The 20,330-nt window shown below is 67.5% G+C and carries 18 protein-coding genes; 5 read left to right on the forward strand and 13 right to left on the reverse strand.

What is annotated here, in order from left to right:
• Positions 1-52: 52 nt before the first annotated feature.
• From ACYVI5_RS08395 to dut, 3 genes are read right to left on the reverse strand one after another with little or no spacing between them, the layout of a single operon-like run.
• Positions 53-817: a DUF3159 domain-containing protein gene (locus tag ACYVI5_RS08395; RefSeq protein WP_460579809.1), complete on the reverse strand. Its 765-nt coding sequence runs from the start codon at positions 815-817 to the stop codon at positions 53-55.
• A gap of 2 nt (positions 818-819) precedes the next feature.
• Entirely contained in the window at positions 820-1,422 is a 603-nt protein-coding gene (locus tag ACYVI5_RS08400; RefSeq protein WP_460579810.1) for a DUF3710 domain-containing protein, read from the reverse strand.
• Positions 1,419-1,877, reverse strand: coding sequence for a dUTP diphosphatase (gene dut, locus ACYVI5_RS08405; protein ID WP_460579811.1), 459 nt, complete (start codon positions 1,875-1,877; stop codon positions 1,419-1,421). Before dut ends, ACYVI5_RS08400 begins: the two co-directional genes overlap by 4 nt.
• 38 nt (positions 1,878-1,915) lie before the next feature.
• On the opposite strand from dut, the gene ACYVI5_RS08410 reads away from it, so the two are divergent.
• Positions 1,916-2,383 carry a DUF3093 domain-containing protein gene (locus tag ACYVI5_RS08410; RefSeq protein ID WP_460579812.1) on the forward strand — a complete coding sequence of 156 codons (468 nt, stop codon included), beginning with the start codon at positions 1,916-1,918 and terminating at the stop codon, positions 2,381-2,383.
• 7 nt (positions 2,384-2,390) lie between these two features.
• Here ACYVI5_RS08410 and ACYVI5_RS08415 read toward each other — a convergent pair whose 3' ends face one another.
• Positions 2,391-2,684, reverse strand: a complete 294-nt coding sequence (locus tag ACYVI5_RS08415) for a DUF4193 domain-containing protein (protein ID WP_146322659.1) — start codon at positions 2,682-2,684, stop codon at positions 2,391-2,393.
• A 213-nt stretch (positions 2,685-2,897) separates the two neighbouring features.
• Here ACYVI5_RS08415 and sepH point away from each other — a divergent pair, with 213 nt between their 5' ends.
• Complete coding sequence (sepH, locus tag ACYVI5_RS08420) at positions 2,898-3,944, forward strand: septation protein SepH (RefSeq protein ID WP_460529379.1); 1,047 nt, start codon at positions 2,898-2,900, stop codon at positions 3,942-3,944.
• A 5-nt stretch (positions 3,945-3,949) separates the two neighbouring features.
• On the opposite strand, the gene ACYVI5_RS08425 is transcribed toward sepH, so the two are convergent.
• Positions 3,950-5,086, reverse strand: a complete 1,137-nt coding sequence (locus ACYVI5_RS08425; RefSeq protein WP_460580566.1) for an alkaline phosphatase family protein — start codon at positions 5,084-5,086, stop codon at positions 3,950-3,952.
• Between the two features lie 99 nt (positions 5,087-5,185).
• On the opposite strand from ACYVI5_RS08425, the gene ACYVI5_RS08430 reads away from it, so the two are divergent.
• Positions 5,186-7,678 (forward strand): DNA gyrase/topoisomerase IV subunit A, encoded by a 2,493-nt coding sequence (locus ACYVI5_RS08430; RefSeq protein ID WP_460579813.1) that lies wholly within the window; start codon positions 5,186-5,188, stop codon positions 7,676-7,678.
• A 6-nt stretch (positions 7,679-7,684) separates the two neighbouring features.
• On the opposite strand, the gene ACYVI5_RS08435 is transcribed toward ACYVI5_RS08430, so the two are convergent.
• The gene (locus ACYVI5_RS08435) at positions 7,685-9,769 is read right to left on the reverse strand and encodes a DNA gyrase/topoisomerase IV subunit B (RefSeq protein ID WP_460579814.1); all 2,085 of its coding nucleotides are present in this window, start codon (positions 9,767-9,769) and stop codon (positions 7,685-7,687) included.
• Positions 9,770-10,006: 237 nt separating this feature from the next.
• Between ACYVI5_RS08435 and ACYVI5_RS08440 the strand changes: the two genes are divergently transcribed.
• Entirely contained in the window at positions 10,007-10,249 is a 243-nt protein-coding gene (locus ACYVI5_RS08440) for a DUF7455 domain-containing protein (protein ID WP_440293372.1), read from the forward strand.
• A gap of 59 nt (positions 10,250-10,308) precedes the next feature.
• Here the strand turns inward: ACYVI5_RS08440 and ACYVI5_RS08445 are convergent, their stop codons facing one another.
• From ACYVI5_RS08445 to ACYVI5_RS08475, 7 genes are all read right to left on the reverse strand, one after another.
• On the reverse strand, positions 10,309-11,409 hold the full coding sequence (locus ACYVI5_RS08445; protein WP_460579815.1) for an alanine racemase: 1,101 nt from the start codon (positions 11,407-11,409) through the stop codon (positions 10,309-10,311).
• Positions 11,406-12,437, reverse strand: coding sequence for an alanine racemase (locus ACYVI5_RS08450; protein ID WP_460579816.1), 1,032 nt, complete (start codon positions 12,435-12,437; stop codon positions 11,406-11,408). Before ACYVI5_RS08450 ends, ACYVI5_RS08445 begins: the two co-directional genes overlap by 4 nt.
• 70 nt (positions 12,438-12,507) lie before the next feature.
• A complete protein-coding gene (locus ACYVI5_RS08455; protein WP_460579817.1) occupies positions 12,508-13,263 on the reverse strand; it encodes a hypothetical protein in 756 nt (251 codons plus the stop codon).
• Positions 13,260-14,534 carry a MurT ligase domain-containing protein gene (locus tag ACYVI5_RS08460; RefSeq protein ID WP_460579818.1) on the reverse strand — a complete coding sequence of 425 codons (1,275 nt, stop codon included), beginning with the start codon at positions 14,532-14,534 and terminating at the stop codon, positions 13,260-13,262. The genes ACYVI5_RS08455 and ACYVI5_RS08460 overlap by 4 nt, the downstream gene beginning before the upstream one ends.
• Before the next feature lie 7 nt (positions 14,535-14,541).
• Positions 14,542-15,927 carry an RNA polymerase sigma factor gene (locus ACYVI5_RS08465; protein ID WP_460579819.1) on the reverse strand — a complete coding sequence of 462 codons (1,386 nt, stop codon included), beginning with the start codon at positions 15,925-15,927 and terminating at the stop codon, positions 14,542-14,544.
• A 331-nt stretch (positions 15,928-16,258) separates the two neighbouring features.
• Positions 16,259-17,509, reverse strand: a complete 1,251-nt coding sequence (locus ACYVI5_RS08470) for an MFS transporter (protein ID WP_460580567.1) — start codon at positions 17,507-17,509, stop codon at positions 16,259-16,261.
• A gap of 138 nt (positions 17,510-17,647) precedes the next feature.
• A complete protein-coding gene (locus ACYVI5_RS08475) occupies positions 17,648-18,565 on the reverse strand; it encodes a proteasome assembly chaperone family protein (protein ID WP_460579820.1) in 918 nt (305 codons plus the stop codon).
• A gap of 95 nt (positions 18,566-18,660) precedes the next feature.
• On the opposite strand from ACYVI5_RS08475, the gene ACYVI5_RS08480 reads away from it, so the two are divergent.
• Positions 18,661-20,244 carry a leucyl aminopeptidase gene (locus ACYVI5_RS08480; RefSeq protein WP_460579821.1) on the forward strand — a complete coding sequence of 528 codons (1,584 nt, stop codon included), beginning with the start codon at positions 18,661-18,663 and terminating at the stop codon, positions 20,242-20,244.
• Positions 20,245-20,330 lie beyond the last annotated feature (86 nt).

Here is a 20,330-nt window from a genome sequence, read left to right on the forward strand (position 1 = left end):
CGGAAGCGGATGCAGGGCCGGTGGACGCCTCGCGCGGCTCCAGACCGAAGCATCACTCCTCGGTATCCGGGGCCTGCTTCGGCGGGTATACGGCACGTGTTACGAGCCAAGAGACGAGCACTAGCGAGGCGTACAGCGGAACGCCCATGAGCAACTTGGTGAAGCCCAGCGCCACGGTGAGACCCGCGAAATAGAGCGGCAGCTGCACGGCGAGGCGTCCCGCGAACAGGGCCAGCCAGCACGCGGTGAGGATCTGCATCACGCGGCGTTTGCTCCTGCTCGCCCGCCAGGCGACACCGTCGCCCATCAGATAGCCGATCACCAGACCCAGCAGTGGCCATCCCACGAGCATCGACACGAGCATCGCGATGCCGTATCCGGCGTCGATGACGAAGCCCAGCAGGAAGTTGTTCGCCGCGTTGCCGCTGATCAACGCCAGGATCGCCGATGCGGCGACGCCGAGCAGTCCGGCGACCGCCTGGGCGACGTGCGACTTCGTGACGATGCGGGTCAGCGTGAAGGCGCCGGCCACGAGCACCGATGCCCCGAGCGAGACGGGCATGGCCAACTGCTGCGCCCACGGTTCCCGGATGCTCGTGAGCACGGTGAACGGCACCAGGAAGAGGAGCCCAGGGAGGATGGTCTCGCACAGCCCCCGCACGCCGCCCATCGCGTCGAACAGCGCGCGTCCAGTCGGCGCCTCGCCCGCCGCGATGGCACCGATGCCGCCGCCGGCCGCCTGCGCTATCGCTTTGCCGAGTCCGGCCGCTGTCGTCTCGTCGTCCCGCTCGGAGTGGGGATCGTCGCGTTCGGGCACGATCAGGCGTCGCTCGGAGTGGCCGGCATGCGCAGCGGGATCAGATCGCGGGGCGGCATCGGCTGGTTGCCCCGCACGACGACCACGCTGCGGAACAGGTCCTCGATCTCGGCCGCGGCCGTCGGGTCGATCGCCGCATCGCCGGCGATCACGCCGCGCAGGAACCACCGTGGGCCGTCGACACCGATGAACCGCGCGATGCGCGTCTCTCCGGGAACACCGGGCTGGGCGACGGGAATCTCGGCCACCAGCTCCGGACCGAAAACGCCGTCGCGTTCGCTGATACGGCCTCCCTGGTGCTGGATCTGGTCCGCGATCTGCGCGCGGATCTCGTGCCACAGCCCGCTGGATCTCGGTGCGGCGAACGGTTGCACCTGGAGCGTAGAGCCGGAGTAGTCGAGCCCGACGGCCACCACTCTTCCGGTCTCCTCCTCGACCTCCAGCCGCAGTTGCAGGCCCTCGCGCGGCAGCACCTTCACGCCGCCGAGGTCGATGTACGGGCGTACCGGGTTGGCCTCGCTGTCGTCGAACGGACCCTCGATCTCACGGTCTTCGGGCGCTGACTTCTCCCATTCGTCGGGGGCGATGTCCCCTGTGTCGCTCACGCGTTCTCTCCTGACTGAAGTGCGGTGTATCCGGTGGAGCCGAATCCGTTCGCGCCGCGCGCGCTCTCCGGCAGGTCGTCGACGCTGATGAACGTGGCCCGCGTCACCGGCATCAGAACGAGTTGTGCGATGCGGTCGCCAGGAGCGATCGTGTACGCCGTCCTGGCGTCCGTGTTGAGCAAGGTGACGCGGATCTCGCCGCGATAGCCGGCATCCACCGTTCCGGGGGCGTTCACGATCGTGATGCCGTGTCTCGCTGCGAGTCCACTACGAGGGACCACGAACGCCACATATCCGTCTGGAAGCGCGATCGCGACCCCGGTGCCCACCGTCGCCCGTTCACCCGGGTTCAGCGTCACGGCGTCCGTGGAGCAGAGATCGGCGCCCGCATCGTCGTGGTGCGCGTACCGCGGTGGCTCCAGCGCCGTTGTCAGCACGTCGACGGATTCGATCACGTGTCGAGGGTAGTGCAGAACTCTGGTCGAATAGACGTATGACCGTGTACCGAGAGCGGCTTTGGGCCGCCCCCTGGCTTTTCATCGCGACAGCGCTCGTGATCCCCGCCAGCATCATCGTGTTCGCGCCGATCAACATGACCGTCGGGATCGTGTGCGCCGTGCTGCTCTATGCGGGATGCGTGGCCGGCCTCATCGCCGGATCACCCACGATCGAGGTGACGACCGGCGAGTTGAAGGCGGGGCGCGCCCACATCGAACGGCGTTACCTCGGAGCTGCCGAGACGTTCGAGGGCACCGAAGCCACCATGCAGCGCGGAAGGCTTCTGGATGCTCGTGCCTGGCTGCTCATCAGGGGCTGGGTCAGCGGCGTGGTGCGTATCCCCATCCTCGACGAAGACGACCCGGCGCCCTACTGGCTGCTGTCCACTCGACGCCCGAACGAGCTCGCCCGGGCACTCAACGACAGAGCCGGCGACAACCTGCCGCCGGCTCCTCATTCTTGATGAAGTCTCAGGCCGCGCACTCCACGCAGATCGGCCCCAGCTTCGTCTCGTGATCGATCTGCGAGCGGTGCTTCACCAGGAAGCAGCTCACGCACGTGAACTCGTCGGCCTGCGGGGGCAGGACGACGACATCGAGATCGATATCGGAGAGGTCTGCTCCGGGAAGCTCGAATCCGCCTGGGTTGTCGGCATCGTCGACGTCGACCACCCCGGACATCTTGTCGGGAACCCGCTCTTTGAGGGCCTCGATCGACTCGGAGTCGTCGTCGGTCTTCCGCGGCGCGTCGTAATCGGTTGCCATTCCCATCCACTTCTTGTTCATGCGATCCGAAGAAATCGGCGGGCATAGTTTGCATCAGGAGCCCTGGAATAGCAAACGCGCCGCGACCGGTTCTTTCGGCCTTCGGTTGTGCGTTCCGATCAACTCGCGGCGCGCCCCGGTTATTCCCCGGAAATACCGCCATTCCATGGCAAGGTTGCCTCGAACGCAACGAGGTCGAAAGAGGCGTTTCGCATGCAGGATTTGAAGGTCATCGGGATCGAGAACGGCGCTCTGCTCGCCGCGAACGACAGCGGTGAGCGGTTCCGCATCGCCATCGACGAGATGCTGCAGTCTCGGCTGCGTCAGATCAAGCCCGATCCCGTGACGGGGCCCAAGGTTTCGCCACGGGAGATCCAGGCGCACATCCGCTCAGGTCTGTCGGCAGAAGAGGTCGCTTCGCTGACCGGTGCCGCCATCGGCTACGTCGAGCGCTTCGAGGGTCCGATCGTGGCCGAGCGCGAGCACATAGTCGCGTCTGCTCTGGCCGTTCCCGTGCGCACCGGCGCCGACATCGACCCCCTCAGCGAGGGCGACACGTTCGGTGCGGTCATCCGGGATCGCCTCGCTTCTGTCGGGGCAACGGGCGAGCGCTGGACGAGCTGGAAGGAGCCCGAGGGCGGCTGGATCGTCAAGCTCACGTTCGTGGCCGACGATGTCGATCACGATGCCCGCTGGACATTCGAGCCGCGCAAGATGGCGCTCGCGCCGTCCAATGCCGACGCGCACACCCTTTCGCAGCAGGGAGAACTGCAGACGGGCCTCATTCCCCGGTTGCGCGCCGTCTCGCCGGTGCTGCCGGTTCCTGACGAATCCCGTTTCGACAGCGGCGCCTTCACCTTCGACGATGCACCCGCCGGAGCGCGCCAAGAGCAGTCCAGCGGACGAGCGCCGCAGAACGTGAACAACGCGATCACCATCCAGGCGATCAAGCGCGCCGACGACGACGAGCCGAGAGACGTTCACCAGACTGCTGACCTGCTCGAGGCACTGCGCAAGCGGCGCGGCGAACGTGAGGCGGCGGGACTCCGTGACTCCGGACCGCAGGCGGTCGACATCCCGCTCGACACATTCGACTCCACGGACGTGCCGACGCCTGCCGAGCCACCCGTCGCACCGCTGCCGCAGGCGTCGGATCGATCGGGAACCGGTCCGGTGCGCGGCGCGAAGCGCGGTCGCAAGTCGATGCCCAGCTGGGACGAGATCGTCTTCGGTGCGCGCACGGACGACGACCTGGCGTAAGCCCGCTACTCGAAAGCACCGAGGCGGATCAGCGGAACTCGTCGCTCCTCCGGTGTGAACGAGCCGTGTTGGCCCACCATGCGCCGGCTCTTCGCTCCTTCGGGTGTTGAGTCGTAGTACGCGATGCGTCCCCGAGCGGCGACGAGCACGTTGCCGATGCGGGGTGCTACGTCGGCGTCCACGGCCGGGCCGAACCATCCCGCATCGATCGCCTCCGATCGGGTGGCGATCCAGGCCCGGTGCTCCTCCGCTTCTCGCCAGGCCGCCGCCAGTTCGTGTTCGTCGGACTCCGTGGCATCCGGACCCAGGTAGAGCTGCAGCAGTCTCGGGTCTCCGCCGACCCGTGTCACCGACTCGGTGAGGCGAGGAACCGCGTCGTAGAGCACGTGAGACGTCTGGGGTACGTCGAGGATCCCGTGGTCTGCGGTCACGAATGCCCCTTCGCCGGTGCGGAGCGACCGGGCGAGCCGCGCCATGGCCGAGTCGAGCTCCTCGAGCGCGACGAGCCAGGCATCCGATTCCCAGCCGCTGGCGTGTGCGGCGACGTCCAGCTCGGGGACGTAGAGGTATGCCAGCCGCTTGCCACCGCGATCGAAGAGGTCGCGCACGACCTCCACGCGGCGTTCCATGCTGTCGGCGGCGACGTATTCCGCTCCCCGGAGCACCGCCGCGGTATATGAGGACGAGCGGTAGCGCTCGGGACCGACCGCGTAGGAGGGGATGCCCTGACGCGCCGCTGCCTGGAACACGGTCTCGCAACGCTGCCAGCGCTCAGGTGCCGGCACGCCGTTCCATCCGCTGAGGTGATTGAACACGCGTGAGGTCGTCGGATCGTAACCGCGGTAGCCGACGATGCCGTGCTCGCCTGGCATCCTTCCCGTGCACAGTGTGGCGATCGCCGCGGCAGTGGTCGTCGGGGACCCGCTGTCCAGCGTTGATGCACGAGTGAGCCGCGGACCGAGGAAGCGTGCGTGTCCCGAACGGGCCCGCAGCGACTGGGCTCCCAGTCCATCGACGAGTACCACGACAGCCCTTGCGACCCGCGGAATCGGGATGGTCGGACTCGCTCCGGAGATGGTGGACAGGCAACTGGTCAGAACGTCGGCAAGGCTCGTCGATGACGGGAATCCGGCCGGTAGCATTGAGCCCACCCGGCCAGTCTGGCAGACCCGCGCGGACTGGGATCCCTCCCCGCCGGCGGCGTGTGAGTACCCCGTTTCCGCCCGCACGAGATTGCACGAATGAGCCCAGCAGACAACCGCAGACCACCTCGAACCGCCGCGGCGGAGACCGCCACGCCTGAGCGCATCGAAGACATCGACGTCTCCACCGAGATGCAGAGTTCGTATCTCGAGTACGCGTACTCGGTGATCTACTCCAGGGCGCTTCCGGATGCCCGCGACGGCTTGAAGCCGGTTCAGCGGCGCATCCTGTACCAGATGAGCGAGATGGGGCTGCGACCCGAGCGCGCTCACGTGAAATCCGCTCGAGTCACCGGCGAGGTGATGGGAAAGCTGCACCCGCACGGGGATGCCGCGATCTACGACGCGCTGGTGCGCATGGCGCAGGACTTCACGCTCCGCCTGCCACTCATCGACGGCCACGGCAATTTCGGGTCGCTCGACGACGGACCGGCCGCGGCCCGGTACACCGAGGTGCGTCTTGCACCGGCTGCGCTCACCATGACGGAGGGCATCGACGAGGACGAGGTCGACTTCGTCCCGAACTACGACAACCAGCTCATGCAGCCCGATGTGCTGCCGTCTGCCATCCCGAACCTGCTGGTCAACGGCGCGAGCGGCATCGCGGTCGGAATGGCCACCAACATGGCGCCGCACAACCTGGTGGAGGTCGTCGGCGCCGCCCGCCACCTGCTCGACAACCCCGATGCGTCACTGGACGAGCTGATGGAGTTCGTGCCTGGCCCGGACCTGCCCGGCGGCGGCATCATCGTCGGACTGGACGGGGTGAAGGATGCCTACGCCACCGGCCGGGGCACGTTCCGCACCAGGGCCAAGGTCTCGGTCGAACCCATCACGGCGCGCAAGACCGGACTCGTGGTCACCGAGTTGCCTTACCTCGTCGGGCCCGAGAAGGTGATCGAGAAGATCAAGGACGGCGTGAACTCGAAGAAGCTCGCCGGGATCTCCGACGTCACCGACCTGAGCGACCGCAGTCGAGGACTTCGCCTCGTGATCGGCATCAAGACCGGGTTCAGTCCGCAGGCGGTGCTCGACCAGCTCTACCGCTACACCCCGCTCGAAGACGGCTTCTCGATCAACAACGTCGCCCTCGTCGACGGCAACCCCCGCACCTTGGGGCTCCGCGAGCTGCTGCAGGTCTATCTGGACCACCGCGTCGAGGTGGTGACCCGGCGCTCCCGGTACCGGCTGGCCCGCAAGCGCGAACGGCTACACCTGGTGGAGGGCCTGCTGATCGCGATCCTCGACATCGACGAGGTCATCCAGGTCATCCGTACCAGCGACGACAGCGATCAGGCGCGCACCCGCCTCATGCAGGTGTTCGACCTCAGCCAGGTGCAGTCCGAGTACATCCTCGAGTTGAGACTGCGCCGGCTGACGAAGTTCTCGCGCATCGAGCTGGAGGCCGAACGCGACACGCTGCTCACCGAGATCGCCGAACTGGAGCAGATTCTCGCCTCCGACGACCGCATCAAGGAGGTCGTCTCCACGGAACTCGGCGACGTCGCCGAGCGGTTCGGCACGCCGCGACGCACCATGCTCACCTCGGCGGCTCCATCGAGGGCGACGGCGGGGGCGAAGGCGCAGGCTGTGCTTGAGGTCGCCGACGCGCCCTGCCGCGTATTCCTCTCCGCCACCGGCCGGCTCGTGCGGGTCGACCTGCAGCCCGATGCCGAGGGAGCCGCACCGCGCATCACTCCCCCCTCTCGGCGCAGCAAGCACGACGCTGTGCTGTCGTCGGTCGCAACAACGAGTCGCACTGAGATCGGCGCCGTCACGAACCGTGGTCGCATCGTGCGGTTCTCACCCATCGACCTTCCAGGGGTGCCGGCGAACTCGGTGCAGCTGGGTGCCGGCGTTCGGGCGTCCGACTACATCGGCCTCACCGATCGAGGCGAACGCGTTCTGGCCGTCGTGGCGGCGGACTCGACCATTCCGTTAGCACTGGGCACGGCGCAGGGCGTCGTCAAGCGTCTGACCCCCGGTGACTGGGCGAACAAGCCGGAGTTCGAGGTGATCGCGCTCAAACCCGGCGACTTCGTCGTCGGCGTCGGCGAGGCATCCGATTCCGACGAACTCGTGTTCGTGACGACGGATGCCCAGCTGCTGCGGTTCGCCGCTTCCTCCGTGCGCCCGCAGGGACGAGGTGCGGGCGGCATGGCCGGCATCAAGCTGTCGGCCGGCGCGAGTGCGATCTCGTTCGACGTCGTACCGCAACAGGCCGTGCACGGCGCCGTGGTCGTGACGACCGCGACAAGCGCCAGCACCCTGGCCGGCACGAACCCTGGAACCGGCAAGGTCTCATCTTTCGCGGAGTTCCCCGCGAAAGGCCGGGCAACCGGTGGGGTGCGCGTGCAGCGGTTCCTGAAGGGCGAGGATCAACTCGCCGTCGCCTGGGCGGGCGAAGCGCCCGCGCTGGCCGTCTCGGGCGACGGCACACCACGGACGCTTCCGGAGGGCGGAGCGAAGCGCGACGCCTCCGGCACGCCGCTCGACGGAGTGGTCGCAGCGATCGGCGCGCAGGTACGCTGACGCGGCCTACGCGTCGATGCGTTCCCGGCTCAGCTGGTCGCTGCTGGAGATGATGAACTCCTTGCGCGGTGCTACGTCGTTGCCCATCAGCATCTCGAACACGTCAGCGGCCCGTTCCGCGTCGTCCAGCCGAACCCGGCGCAGGAGGCGGTGCGTGCGGTCCATCGTGGTCGTCGCGAGCTGGTCGGCATCCATCTCGCCGAGGCCCTTATAGCGCTGCGGAGGCTCCTGCCAGCGCTTGCCGGCCTTCTTGAGACCCCCGAGCACGGCGTGCAGCTCCTGATCGGAGTAGGTGTAGATCGTCTCATTCGGCTTCGAACCAGGGTTCATCACGATCACGCGGTGCAGCGGAGGAACGGCCGCGAACACGCGGCCGGCCTCGATCATCGGTCGCATGTACCGGAAGAACAGAGTGAGCAGCAGCGTGCGGATGTGCGCGCCGTCGACATCCGCATCGCTCATGATGATGACCTTGCCGTAGCGGGCGGCGTCGAGGTCGAACGTGCGGCCGGAACCTGCACCGATCACCTGGATGATCGACGCGCACTCCTGGTTGGAGAGCATGTCGGAGATCGACGCCTTCTGCACGTTGAGGATCTTGCCCCGGATAGGCAGCAACGCCTGGTGCTCGCTGTCCCTGGCACGACGTGCCGTGCCCAGTGCCGAGTCGCCCTCGACGATGAACAATTCGCTGTGCGCTACGTCGGTGGAGCGGCAGTCAACGAGCTTGGCGGGCAGGGATGACGTTTCGAGCGCGTTCTTGCGGCGCTGCGTCTCTTTGTGCGCGCGCGCGGAGATGCGCGACTTCATCTCAGAGACGACCTTGTCGAGCAGCTGGGCCGACTGGGTCTTGTCGTCGCGCTTCGACGAGGAGAATCGGGCCGCCAGTCCGTCACTGACCACCTTCGCCACGATGGCGCGCACCGCGGGGGTTCCCAGTACCTCCTTGGTCTGTCCCTCGAACTGCGGCTCGGGCAGTCGCACGGTGAGCACTCCGGTGAGGCCGGCGAGGATGTCGTCCTTTTCCAGCTTCTCCGTCGCTGTGACCTTCAGACGTCGCGCGTTCTGCTCGACCTGCTGCCGGAAGAACTTCATCAGCCCCTGGTCAAATCCAGCTTGGTGACTGCCGCCCTTCGGAGTCGCGATGATGTTGACGAAGGTGCGGAACACGGTGTCGTATCCGGTGCCCCATCGCAGGGCGACGTCCACCTCGCACTCGCGCTCGACCTCGGTGGGCAGCATCGCGCCGTGGTCGTTCAGCACGGGGACGGTCTCGGTGAAGGTTCCCGACCCGACGAGGCGCCAGGTGTCGGTGATCGCGGTGTCGGGCGCGAGGTAGTCGGCGAACTCGCTGATGCCGCCTTCGTAGGTGAAGTCGGTGCGCTCGGGTGCCTCGGTGCGGGCATCCGTGATCCCGATCGTCAGGCCGGGGACCAGGAAGGCGGTCTGCCGTGCGCGGCCGACGAGGTCGTCGACACTGAACTCGACGTTCTTGCCGAAGATCTGCCGGTCGGCCCAGTAGCGGATGCGCGTGCCGGTCACGCCCTTCGCCACCTTGCCGACGACGCGCAGCTCGCTGCGCGACTCGAACGGCGTGAACGGCGAGTTCGGGCTCGGGTCGCCCGAGTCCGCGAACAGGCCGGGCTCGCCGCGATGGAACGACATGGCCCAGGTCTTGCCGTTGCGATCGACCTCGACATCGAGACGCTCTGACAGCGCGTTCACCACAGAGGCGCCAACACCGTGCAGGCCGCCCGAGGACGAGTACGACCCGGAGCCGAACTTGCCTCCCGCATGCAGCTTGGTGAAGACGACCTCAACGCCGGAGAGACCCGTCTTCGGTTCGATATCGACCGGGATGCCCCGCGCCTTGTCGCGCACCTCGACGCTCTCGTCAGGATGCAGGAGGACTTCGATGTCGGAGCCGTAGCCCGCAAGTGCTTCGTCGACCGAGTTGTCGATGATCTCCCAGAGGCAGTGCATGAGGCCCCGGGCGTCCGTCGACCCGATGTACATGCCGGGTCGTTTGCGAACGGCCTCCAGGCCCTCGAGTACCGAGAGGTGTCTGGCGGAGTAGTCGTTCGTCGCCACAGGATCTCCAGTTGTCGGGTTGCGCCCGGCTATCACAGGTGTAGCAATCGGGCCAACGTTCAGAATATCGGGCCCGCGCAGTGGCCCCGCCACCGACACCCCTTGTGGAAGAAGCGTTCGTCCAGCGCCTACGCGCACAGCGAAATGGGCCCGGATGGAGCGTGCTCACGGTGTCCGCGTGCTTGTATGGAGACAACCAACCGCTCAACGTTCGGGTTTTCCAGAAAGGAGCTCAGCATGTCGAACTACGCAGGCCATGTCGCCACCCCCGGTGCCGACGAGCTCCCCACGGGCCCGGCGCTGACCGCGGCAGATCGTTGCGACGCGTGCGGTGCTCAGGCGTACGTGCGCGTGACTGTCAACGGCAGCGAGCTGCTGTTCTGCGCTCACCACGCCAAGAAGCATCACGAGAAGCTCTCCAGCATCGCGACCAACTGGCACGACGAGACGTCGCGCCTGTTCGAAGACCAGAGGGCCTGACGACACACTGACATCGGGAGGCGCCCCTTCGCTACGGCGAGGGGCGCCTCCTTCGTCGTTCACTCGCAATATGTACGCGGGATGCGGCGATCCACTTTGAGCACGATCTCCTCGCCGATGGTGTCGATCGCCTCGGCCCATTCCGTGGCGGTCGGTTCGCCGTCGTCGCCCGGTCCGAACAGCACCGCTTCGTCGCCGACCGCCGCATCGTCCGCCAGCACGGACATCCAGTCGCGGCCGATGCGAAGCACAGGATGCCTGGTCCCTCGGATGCCGGCACCGACAGTGCTCCCCTGGGCGCCGGGGTCGGCACCGCGCCCGGCGATGCTCGAGGGCACGCCATGCCAGCCGCCGATCGGCAGGATGGCCTCGCCGTCTCGCACGTCGACGACACGGGTGCGCAGCGACATGACAGGGCTGATCCCGAGCTCCGGCTCGTGCGGGCCGCCGGCCGGCGAAATGCCGTAGACGAAAGCGCCGACGCGCACCAAGTCATACCGGAACTCCGCGCGCAGGAACGAGGCTGCACTGGCGGCCAGATGCCGGTACTCGGGCGCCAGGCCCGCCGCTTCTGCCGAAGAGAGCGCCGAGTCGAAGCGACTGCGGGCCTGATCGTCGTCTTCGTCGGACGCCTCGGAGATGTGGCTCCATACCCCCTCGACGCAGATGCGTCCCTCCGATTGAAGCTGCGCTGCCCTGGTGACGAACGGACGCCAGTCCTCGACGCGCACGCCGTTCCGGTTAAGGCCGGTGTCGATCTTGAGGTGCACGCGGATCGGCCGGGTCGTCGCGGCCGATGCTGCCGCTTCGAGCACACCGCGATCGCCCACACCGAGGTCGATTCCGGCGTCGTGCGCGGCGGCCAGGTCGTCCCTGCCGCTGAGCAGCCAGGCGAACACGCGTGGTCCCTCGCCGACGAGGGAACGCACACGGAGCGCCGTCTCCACGTCGAGCGCGCCGATCCAGTTGACGCCGTGCTCGACCGCGCGGGGAACCAGCACCTCCGCACCATGGCCGTACGCATCGTTCTTGACCACGAACATCGTCTCGGCGGGCGAAACCCGGGAACGCACGGTGCGCAAGTTGGCGTCGAACCGTTTGAGATCGACTCTGGCGTGCGTCAGCGGTTCGTGCGCGCCCGGTCTGCTCGCCGCGCTCATCGCGTGTAGCTCCGAACAACTCGGGGGCCCATGGCCGCAGCGATCTCCACCGGATCGAATCCGGTGATCGACGCCCACTCCGTCACGCCCGGCTCTCCCACCACCGGGTCGCCGAGGAAGACCACCTCGTCGCCGGCGTGAACGACTGCGTCGCCGACGTCGATCACGACCACGTCCATGGCAACGCGCCCTATGACTCTGGCGGGGCATCCGCCGACGAGAACGGTGGCAAGGTTGCCGATGCTCCTCGGCACACCATCGGCATAACCGCAGGTGACCAGTGCGATGGTGCCGTCCTCGGGTGCTCGGTAGATGTAGCCGTACGAGACGCCCTCCCCCGCGAGAATGCGTTTCACCGTCACGACTTGGCCGGTCAGGCGGGCGACCGGCACCCCCGTCGATGTGCCGCCCGGCAGTGGAATGCCGTACAGGCCGCGGCCCACCCGCACGTAGGCGTCGTCCGCGCCGTATCCGGCGAGCACGCCCGCGGTGCCGTGCACATGGCCGGGCAGGCCGGGTGCGAGTTCCGCAGCCTCGCGGAGACCGGTGGATGCAGCGGCGTGCGGCGTGCGCGCATCCGTGACGCCCATGAGCGCCACGGGAGGCAGCGAGTCGGCGATCTGATCGAAGGCGGTGCGGTCGGCCGGCCGGATGCCTCGCGGTGCGCCCCCGCAGTCGATCACGACGTGCGCACCGGATGCGCCGAGCGCGTCGGCATCCTCGGCCTCTCGATGCGTGCCGACCGCGGCCTGCACATCGAGGCCGTTCACGGCCGCACCCGTGGGCCGCAGCGCCAGCAGTGGCGCGGAGACGCCGGCGTCCCGTAGCCGAATCGCCTCGTCGAAGTCCGCGACGGCGAGCAGCTCCGCTCCACCTTCGAGGCACGCACGGGCCACCGGAACGAGTCCGTGGCCGAATCCGTCATGGTCGACACGGGCGATGAGACCGTGGACGTTCGCCCGGTAGCGGCGCACATTGGCAGCCAGCGAGTCGAGACGGACGGAGAGACGTCGCGAGTCGGCGGTCACAGCAGCGTGATCTTCGTCATGGTCTCGATACTCCCCGCTTCACTGGACGGATCGTTGCTGGGCGAACCGGCTACTGGATGGTCGTGAACACACTCGAAACGTGGGCACGCATACGTTCGGTGGCACGCTCGGCGAGCCGGTCGAACTCTGCGAGCGAGGCGTCCGGTGTGTACACGATCTCTGCGTGACGAGCGGCTGCAGCTGCGAGGCAGTCTGCCAGCCAGGGATTCAGCGGAAGCAACGGGCCCTGCAGCAGAGTTCCGGTGATTGTACGGGTCTGCACGCCGTCGGGGCGGGACACCGGACCAGTCACGTCGCGCACGATCGTCGCGAACGGCGTGGTCACACCAGACAGCTCGGTTGCCTGGTCCTCGAACCCGGTGAGCTGCCGTTTCGTTCCGTCGCCGTGCGTAGTCTCCGCGATCGCATAGCCGACCCGGCGCGCTCGTCCGCGATGCGCGATCGCAGGAATCAGGCCTACGCCCTCGAGCGAGCCGGTGGCGTCTTCGATACGGGAGCAGATGAGCTCCAGCCCTGCACCCACCGCGAAGAGCGGCACACGCTGCACCCACTCGGACAGCTTCGCCTGCTGCGCGAGGGCATCCGCGTGCACGTTGCGCAGCGCTGACAGCGGCCCGTTGCCGATCACGATCAGATCGGGTTCCGCACTCAGAGCGGACCCCGGTCGGTGCTCCTCGATGGTGACCGGCACGCCGGAGCGCTCCAGCCGTGTTCGAAGGACCTCGACGTTGCCGGCGTCGCCGGTCACGCCGAGCTCGTCGGGGTACAGCTGAAGAATCCGCACTCCGGCGGCGGCGTCCGTCACAGGCGGGTCTCCAAGTCCGGGAATCCGAGGTGTTTGCGAGCCAGCATCATCTGCTCGTAGTTCACGAACCACAGCTTGCGGTCGTGCTCGGGTGCGGGCAGGGCGCGCATGAGTTCGATCGCCTTCTCGAGATCCGGCTCGACGGTCGTGACCGGAACACCGGCGTAGGCGAGCCGCAACGCGACCTGCCATGCCTTCTCGCCGGCGACCACATCCACATGGTCGAGTACATCGAAATCGACGTCGTAGATCCAGGAGATATCAGGCGTTCCCTCGTCGAGGGCGAACATGACCTGCTGAGGCGGGGCGGTCAGGGAGTCGAGGTTGAGCTGAAGGCTGGGACCGTTCTTGAACATGACGAATTCGACCGATTCGTCGCCGAACGGTATGACCTCTCCCCTGCCGTATGCCGGGCGCATGCTGCCGAACGCCTGCACGACGCGCTGCGCGTCGAACGCCTCGCCGAGTACGAGACGCGCCGTTGCGGATGCCGCGGCGGCGTCCACCGCGTAGTGCAGCCCGCGTGCTGGCAACTCGACCGACATCGCGTCGCCGGCGACGGCGATGGTCGCCTCGCGTCCGGCGAACGACCGGACCTCGCCCAACGCGGCCGGTCGCGCTGCCGCTGCTGCGTCACGGAAATCCGGCGCATTCAACAGCCCGTGCTTGCTGCCGGCGAGCACGGAGTCGGATGCGCCGAAGTACGACACGTCCGGAACCGACCTCGATCCCAGGCGGCTCTGCACCCGGCTCAGCAGAGGGTCCTCGCGATTAGTGACGATGTGCTCGCTCGCCAGCACCGAGGCATCCAGCATCATGTCGGCGACACGCTCGGTCTCGTAGAAGCGGTACAACTGGTCGACCTGGCAGTTCAGCATGAGCACGGTGCGCGGGCTGAGCAGGCGGGCCAGGTCGACGGCGAACGCCTCGTCCACCTCGAGCACCGCCACATCGGCGGGCAGTTTGCCGCTCAGCGTCACCTCCGACAGCATTGCGGAGGCGATGCCCTGCGGCAGGTTCGCACCGCTCGGGTTCGTGAAGACGCGGAGGCCGTGGGCGCGCAGCAACTCCGAGACCATGTGTGTGGTCGTGGACTTGCCGTTGGAGCCGAGCACGAAGACGACGCCGTGGCTCCACTGCGCGGAGACGTCCTCGATGAAGCGCGGCCACACCTTTCGCACGAGGTATCCGGGGAAGGCGGAACCGCCTCCCCGGAGCCGTGTGGCGAACCGCGCGAGGCGGCCGAGCAGGATCCCGAAGAATCGCCTCACGCGTGGCCTACTCGAGGTAGTCGCGCAGCGACTGGGACCGCGACGGGTGCCGCAGCTTGGCCATGGTCTTCGACTCGATCTGACGGATGCGCTCGCGCGTCACCCCGAACGTGTCGCCGATCTGGTCGAGCGTCTTCGGCATTCCGTCGCCGAGTCCGAATCGCATGCGGATCACCCCGGCCTCGCGCTCGGAGAGCGAGTCGAGCAGGCTCTCCAGTTGCTTCTGCAGCATGGTGAAGCCGACGGCATCCGCTGGCACGACCGCCTCGGTGTCCTCGATGAGGTCGCCGAATTCGCTGTCGCCATCCTCTCCGAGCGGCGTGTGCAGCGAGATGGGCTCGCGACCGTACTTCTGCACCTCGATGACCTTCTCGGGGGTCATGTCGAGTTCTTTGGAGAGCTCCTCGGGCGTGGGTTCGCGGCCGAGGTCCTGCAGCATCTGGCGCTGAACGCGGGCGAGCTTGTTGATGACCTCGACCATGTGCACCGGGATGCGGATGGTGCGGGCCTGATCGGCCATCGCGCGGGTGATCGCCTGACGGATCCACCACGTTGCGTAGGTCGAGAACTTGAAGCCCTTCGTGTAGTCGAACTTCTCGACCGCACGGATGAGACCCAGGTTGCCCTCCTGGATCAGGTCCAGGAACTGCATGCCGCGACCCGTGTAGCGCTTGGCCAGCGACACCACCAGACGCAGGTTCGCGCCCAGCAGGTGACTCTTCGCGCGCTGACCGTCACGGGCGACCCATCCGAGGTCGCGGCCCAACTGCGACCGCTTCTCCTGGTCGGTCATCGCGCCGAGCTTCTCCTCGGCGAACAGACCGGCCTCGATGCGCATCGCCAGCTCGACCTCTTCGGCTGCGTTCAGCAGGGCGACCTTGCCGATCTGCTTCAGGTAGTCCTTGACCGGGTCGGCTGTCGCGCCGGTGATCTGTGCGGAATAGACGGGAATGTCGTCTTCCTCGTCGGCCGCGCGGAGCACGATGGCGCCGGTCGGCAGCGCCTCTTCGGCATCGTCCGTGGTCTCCGCGGTCGCTTTCGGCTTGACCGTCTCCTCGGAAGGCTCCTCGGATGCGTCGTCCGTCGCTTCCACGTCGGCCGACTCGTCGACCACCTCGGTGTCATCCAGCTCCGAGGGCTCGACGTCGTCGGGCTCCTCCTCATCGAGCTCGTCTTCGTCGGCGGCCTTCGCCGGTGACGCCTTGCTCGACGCCTTCGCGGGCGACGCCTTGCCCTTGCCCGCGGCCTTCGAAGTGGAAGCCTTCGTGGGCGTGGGCTTGGATGCCGTGTTCTTGGCCGACGCAGTCTTGGGCGTCGCGGCCTTGGTCGCCTTGGTGGCGGTCGTGGTCGTGGGCTCCTCTACCGTACGGGTGTCAGCGGTTTTGGCTGCCATGGAGTTCACCTTCCAGCCCTCTCGTGCGGCACGCAGTGCGGGTACTGATCGAGGGGGTGCGGGTCGCTTGCGGACACTATGAGGACCCATGTCAAGTCCGGAAGCGATACGCACCGCCTGACGTCGACCGCTGGCCGATCGCGCAAGTAGTGGTGTCCGAAGATGAACGGGTCCAATCATCGATTATTGCACGAATGCGAAGCGCTCAGCGCCGCTCTGCCATGACCATGCGGGAAGACTCGACGGAGCCGGGGTTTCGCGCCGTGCTCTGGTTGCAACAGTTCGCAGCACCCCGCTATTCCGCTTGACCGTGGAGACGGAGGCACAATCTTCAGCGCCTTCGGGTCCTGGGCTGGTCCATGCCGATGTGGATGCGCGTGTGCTTGCGCTCGCGCACGATGAAGAAGATGCCGATGAGCCAGAGCGGCACCTGGGTGAGGAAGGCGACGCGGAACGCGTCGAGGCTGTAGGTCGACGGCGTGCCTGCGCCCTGCACGTCCAGCGCGGCACCGATCAGGAAGATCGCGATGAGCCCGGCCAGGAATGCTCCGGTATTCGTGATGCCGGTAGCGGTACTGAGGCGATGACCGGGATTGAACGTGCGGGCGTGGTCGAACGCGATCATCGACGTCGGTCCGCCGGACCCGACCGCGATCGCGAGAAGCACCAGCAGCCACACCGGCGCCGGCGTCGGCCAGGCGATGACGACCAGCCAGACCACCAGCTGAGCGATGACCGACGGCAGCACCAGCGCGCGGGAACGCGAGTTCGGCAACCGACCGGAGAGGGCCCCGAGTACTGGGCCGAGCACCATCCCCACGACGACGTACACCGTTGTCACGCCGGCCGCGGCAGGTGCGCTGAGCCCCTCGCCCGCTGTCAGGAACGGAATGCCCCAGAGCAGGATGAACGCGTTTCCGGCGAACGCCGTGGTGAAATGCGACCAGAATGCCAACCGGGTGCCCGGATGCGACCATGCCGCCCGGAATCCCACCCGGGTGTCCGCGGCCGATGTCACGACGTGGATCGCGCCGGTACGGGTATCCACTGAGACGTCGCCTGCGACATCCGGCGGGTGGTTGCGGATGAGCGCGAACACGAGCACGGCGAACACGAGGCAGAGACCCGCGACCGAGCCGAATGCGATGGACCAGGTCGTCGCGTGGACCAGCGCCGCCAACGGTATGAGCGCCAGGAGCTGCCCGGACAGGCCCACCAGGCCGGTCAGCTGAACCATCAGCGAATTGCGTTGAGCGGGGAACCACGTGGCCACGAGCCGGACGACACTGGGGAAGACGGCCGCATCGCCTGCACCGATGACCATGCGGGCGAGGATGGCGATTCCCACGTTGGGCGAGAGCGCCATCAGCAGCTGGCCGGCGGCCATCAACACCATCCCGGCCGTGATGATGGGTCGGCTACCGAGTCGGTCGAGAAGGATGCCGATCGGCAGCTGCATGGCGCCGTAGACGGCGAGCTGCAGCACGGCGAACATCGACAGGGTCGACGCATCGGCCGAGAACCGGTGCGCGGCATCCGTGCCCACGGCCGCGAGCGAGGTGCGGTTCGCGACGGACAGCATGTAGGCGGTGACGCCGATGCCCCAGATCAGCCAGGCGCGCCACGGCTGGGCGCGGGATGGCGAGGAGGCGGGCAAGCAGAGATCCGATCGGCGAAACGAGCGCCATCCAGCCTACCCGCGCGCCGGATACGGCAGACTTCAGGCGTCCTCGTCGCCCCTGCGGCGATACGCGAGGAACTTCTCCAGCTCCGCCGCGATCTCGTCGGCCGATGGGAGAGCCCCGTCGACGTGGGTGAGCGGCGACTTGAGCGGGCTGTCCTGCATGTATGCGTCGTGCCGCTGCTCGAGCGCACCGACAAGGCGCTCCAGCTCGGGGTTGCCGGCGACCTGCTCGTCGATGTTCGCAACGAACTCCCGGTCGTCTTCGCGCAGCTTGTCGGTCGGGAAGATCAGGCCGGTCGCCGAGCTGATGTTCGAGATGGCCGCCACGGCGGCAGCGGGGTACTCGGTGTCTCCCAGGTAGTGCGGCACGAGGAGCACGAACCCGACCGTGGAGGCGCCGACCTCCTGCAGGCGGTACTCGATGAGGTGCATCGCCGTGGCCGGTGCCTGCGTCGTCGGACGCCACACGGACATCGCGTCGGCGAGTCCTTCACGATTGCCGCTCACCGTCACACCGATCGGCCTCGTGTGCGGCACCGGCATCGGAATGGAGTGCACCCAGATGGTGGAGCGCACCTTGAGAAGCGAGACGAGGTCGAGCACGGCGCTGCTGAACCGTTCCCATTGGAAGTCGGGCTCGTATCCGGTGAGAAGGAGGAACTGCTGTCCGACCTCGTCGCGCATGAGGTAGAGGCTCAGCTGCGCCGGCCGGTAGTCGGTCAGGTGGTCCTGCTCGAACGTGATGATGGGGCGGCGCGCGCGGTAGTCCAAAAGGGCATCCGAGTCGAACCGGGCGATCTCCTCCGAGTCGAGCGTTTCGAGCAGGTACGAGTTCAACTGCGAGACGGCGCTTCCGGCGTCGGCGAAGCCGGTGAGCGCGGCCACCAGATAAAGCCCGGTCGGCACGGTGTCGAGCGCCGTCCGGACGTCGTAGAGCTCACGCGGATCCTGCATGAAATCCATGCTAGTCAGCGGGTCCCGGCCGTCCCGCCCGGGTCACGCAAGCCCAGAGCGAACACGCGGCGCGTGCCGCCCGTACGATTCGTTCCATGTCTTCGTCCAGCACCTCGGCGCATACCTCGCGTTCCTCCATGCTCCCGTCTTCGACTTTCCGACTCCGCCTCGCCGACGAGCGACCGGTGGCCGCGGACGGCGATGTGCTCGTGCTCTTCGTGCGCGCTGGCAAGAACGGACCCGAGTTGCTCGGACACGACGGGCACGGCGAACTGCTCGCACAGCTGAAGGTCACCGGTGCGCCGGATCAGCTGGTGCGAGTTCCCTCCGGCGTGCTCGACGAGCTGCCGGCGGTTCTCGTGGGCCTGGGCTCCGAGGTCACGGAGACCGCGCTCCGTGGGACCGCGGGCACGGCGGCACGTTTATCGGCCGGGGACCGCAGGCTCATCATCGAGGCGCAGGCCGTTCGGCCCGGCACGATCGACGAGGCAGCGCCGGACGACCGTGAGCCGGCCGAAGCTGCGGCTGAGGGTCGCCTTGCCGCGCTCCTGGAGGGTGCCGCGCTCGGCGGTTACGTGTACGAGGGCCGGGCGCGAGGCGACGAAGACCGGTCCCCGGCGTCGGAGGCGGTCGTCGTTGGTTCCTCCCGGGCGTCCGATGCGCTCATGCACCGTGCGACGGTGATCACCGAAGCGGTGCGCCTGACGAGGGAGCTCGTGAACACACCGCCGTCCGCGCAGAGCCCGGAGGAGCTTGCGCGTGCGGCCGTGGAGGCGGCATCCGGCCTCCCCGTCGAGGTGCGGGTCTGGACAGAGACGGAGCTCGCGGACGACGGCTTCGGGGGCATCCTCGGTGTCGGCAGCGGGTCGACTCGCCCGCCGCGTCTGGTGCGCCTCGACTATGCCCCCGATGGTGCAACCTCGCATGTCGCGTTCGTGGGCAAGGGCATCACGTTCGACACCGGCGGGCTCTCGCTCAAGCCGCCGGCCTCGATGGTGGGAATGAAGTACGACATGGCGGGTGCGGCATCCGTGCTCGCGGTGGTCGTCGCGGCCGCGCGGCTGCAGCTGCGAGTCCGCGTCACCGGCTGGATGTGCATAGCCGAGAACATGCCGTCGGGTTCCGCCATCCGGCCGAACGACGTGCTGACGATCCGGGGCGGTACCCGTGTCGAGGTGCTCAACACGGATGCCGAGGGCAGGCTCGTGCTCGCGGACGGACTTCGTGCGGCGACGGAGGAGCATCCGGATGCCGTGATCGACATCGCGACGCTGACCGGTGCGGAGGTCGTCGCGCTGGGCACCAGGTACTCGGCCGCCATGGGCGACGAGCGGCTGGTGAAGCAGGTGACGGATGCCGCGGAACGCGCGGGCGAGCTCGTGTGGCCGATGCCCCTGCCCTCGGAACTCCGCGCACGGCTGCGGTCGGAGGTTGCAGACCTGACGAATGCGACGCCCGGGAACACCGCTGCAGGCATGCTGCTCGCAGGCGTCTTCCTCCGAGAGTTCGTCGGCAAGACGTCCGATGAGCCGGATGCGCCGACCGTGCCGTGGGCGCATCTGGACATCGCGGGCTCCGCTCAGAACGACGGCGCGCCGTACGGCTACAACCCCAAGGGGGCGACGGGTGTGCTCGTTCGCACGCTGGTCGGACTGACGGAAGACTTCGCAGCTCGGTAGTAGGGTCGTATGGGCAGGAACGCCTGCCGTACGACGGCGCCTTGCAACCGAAACACACGCTCGCACGGTGCCGTTCACCATCCCGA

This window comes from Humibacter ginsengisoli (assembly GCF_054780095.1).

Bases quoted from the DNA above. Each gene is read 5' to 3' on its own strand.
- ACYVI5_RS08415 (WP_146322659.1), bottom strand. From the start codon at position 2,684: ATGGCAACCGATTACGACGCGCCGCGGAAGACCGACGACGACTCCGAG.
- ACYVI5_RS08445 (WP_460579815.1), bottom strand. From the start codon at position 11,409: ATGAGCGCGGCGAGCAGACCGGGCGCGCACGAACCGCTGACGCACGCC.
- ACYVI5_RS08465 (WP_460579819.1), bottom strand. From the start codon at position 15,927: ATGGCAGCCAAAACCGCTGACACCCGTACGGTAGAGGAGCCCACGACC.
- ACYVI5_RS08410 (WP_460579812.1), top strand. From the start codon at position 1,916: ATGACCGTGTACCGAGAGCGGCTTTGGGCCGCCCCCTGGCTTTTCATC.
- sepH (WP_460529379.1), top strand. From the start codon at position 2,898: ATGCAGGATTTGAAGGTCATCGGGATCGAGAACGGCGCTCTGCTCGCC.
- ACYVI5_RS08480 (WP_460579821.1), top strand. From the start codon at position 18,661: ATGTCTTCGTCCAGCACCTCGGCGCATACCTCGCGTTCCTCCATGCTC.
- ACYVI5_RS08430 (WP_460579813.1), top strand. From the start codon at position 5,186: ATGAGCCCAGCAGACAACCGCAGACCACCTCGAACCGCCGCGGCGGAG.
- ACYVI5_RS08440 (WP_440293372.1), top strand. From the start codon at position 10,007: ATGTCGAACTACGCAGGCCATGTCGCCACCCCCGGTGCCGACGAGCTC.
- ACYVI5_RS08475 (WP_460579820.1), bottom strand. From the start codon at position 18,565: ATGCAGGATCCGCGTGAGCTCTACGACGTCCGGACGGCGCTCGACACC.
- ACYVI5_RS08470 (WP_460580567.1), bottom strand. From the start codon at position 17,509: ATGCTGTCCGTCGCGAACCGCACCTCGCTCGCGGCCGTGGGCACGGAT.
- ACYVI5_RS08425 (WP_460580566.1), bottom strand. From the start codon at position 5,086: ATGCTACCGGCCGGATTCCCGTCATCGACGAGCCTTGCCGACGTTCTG.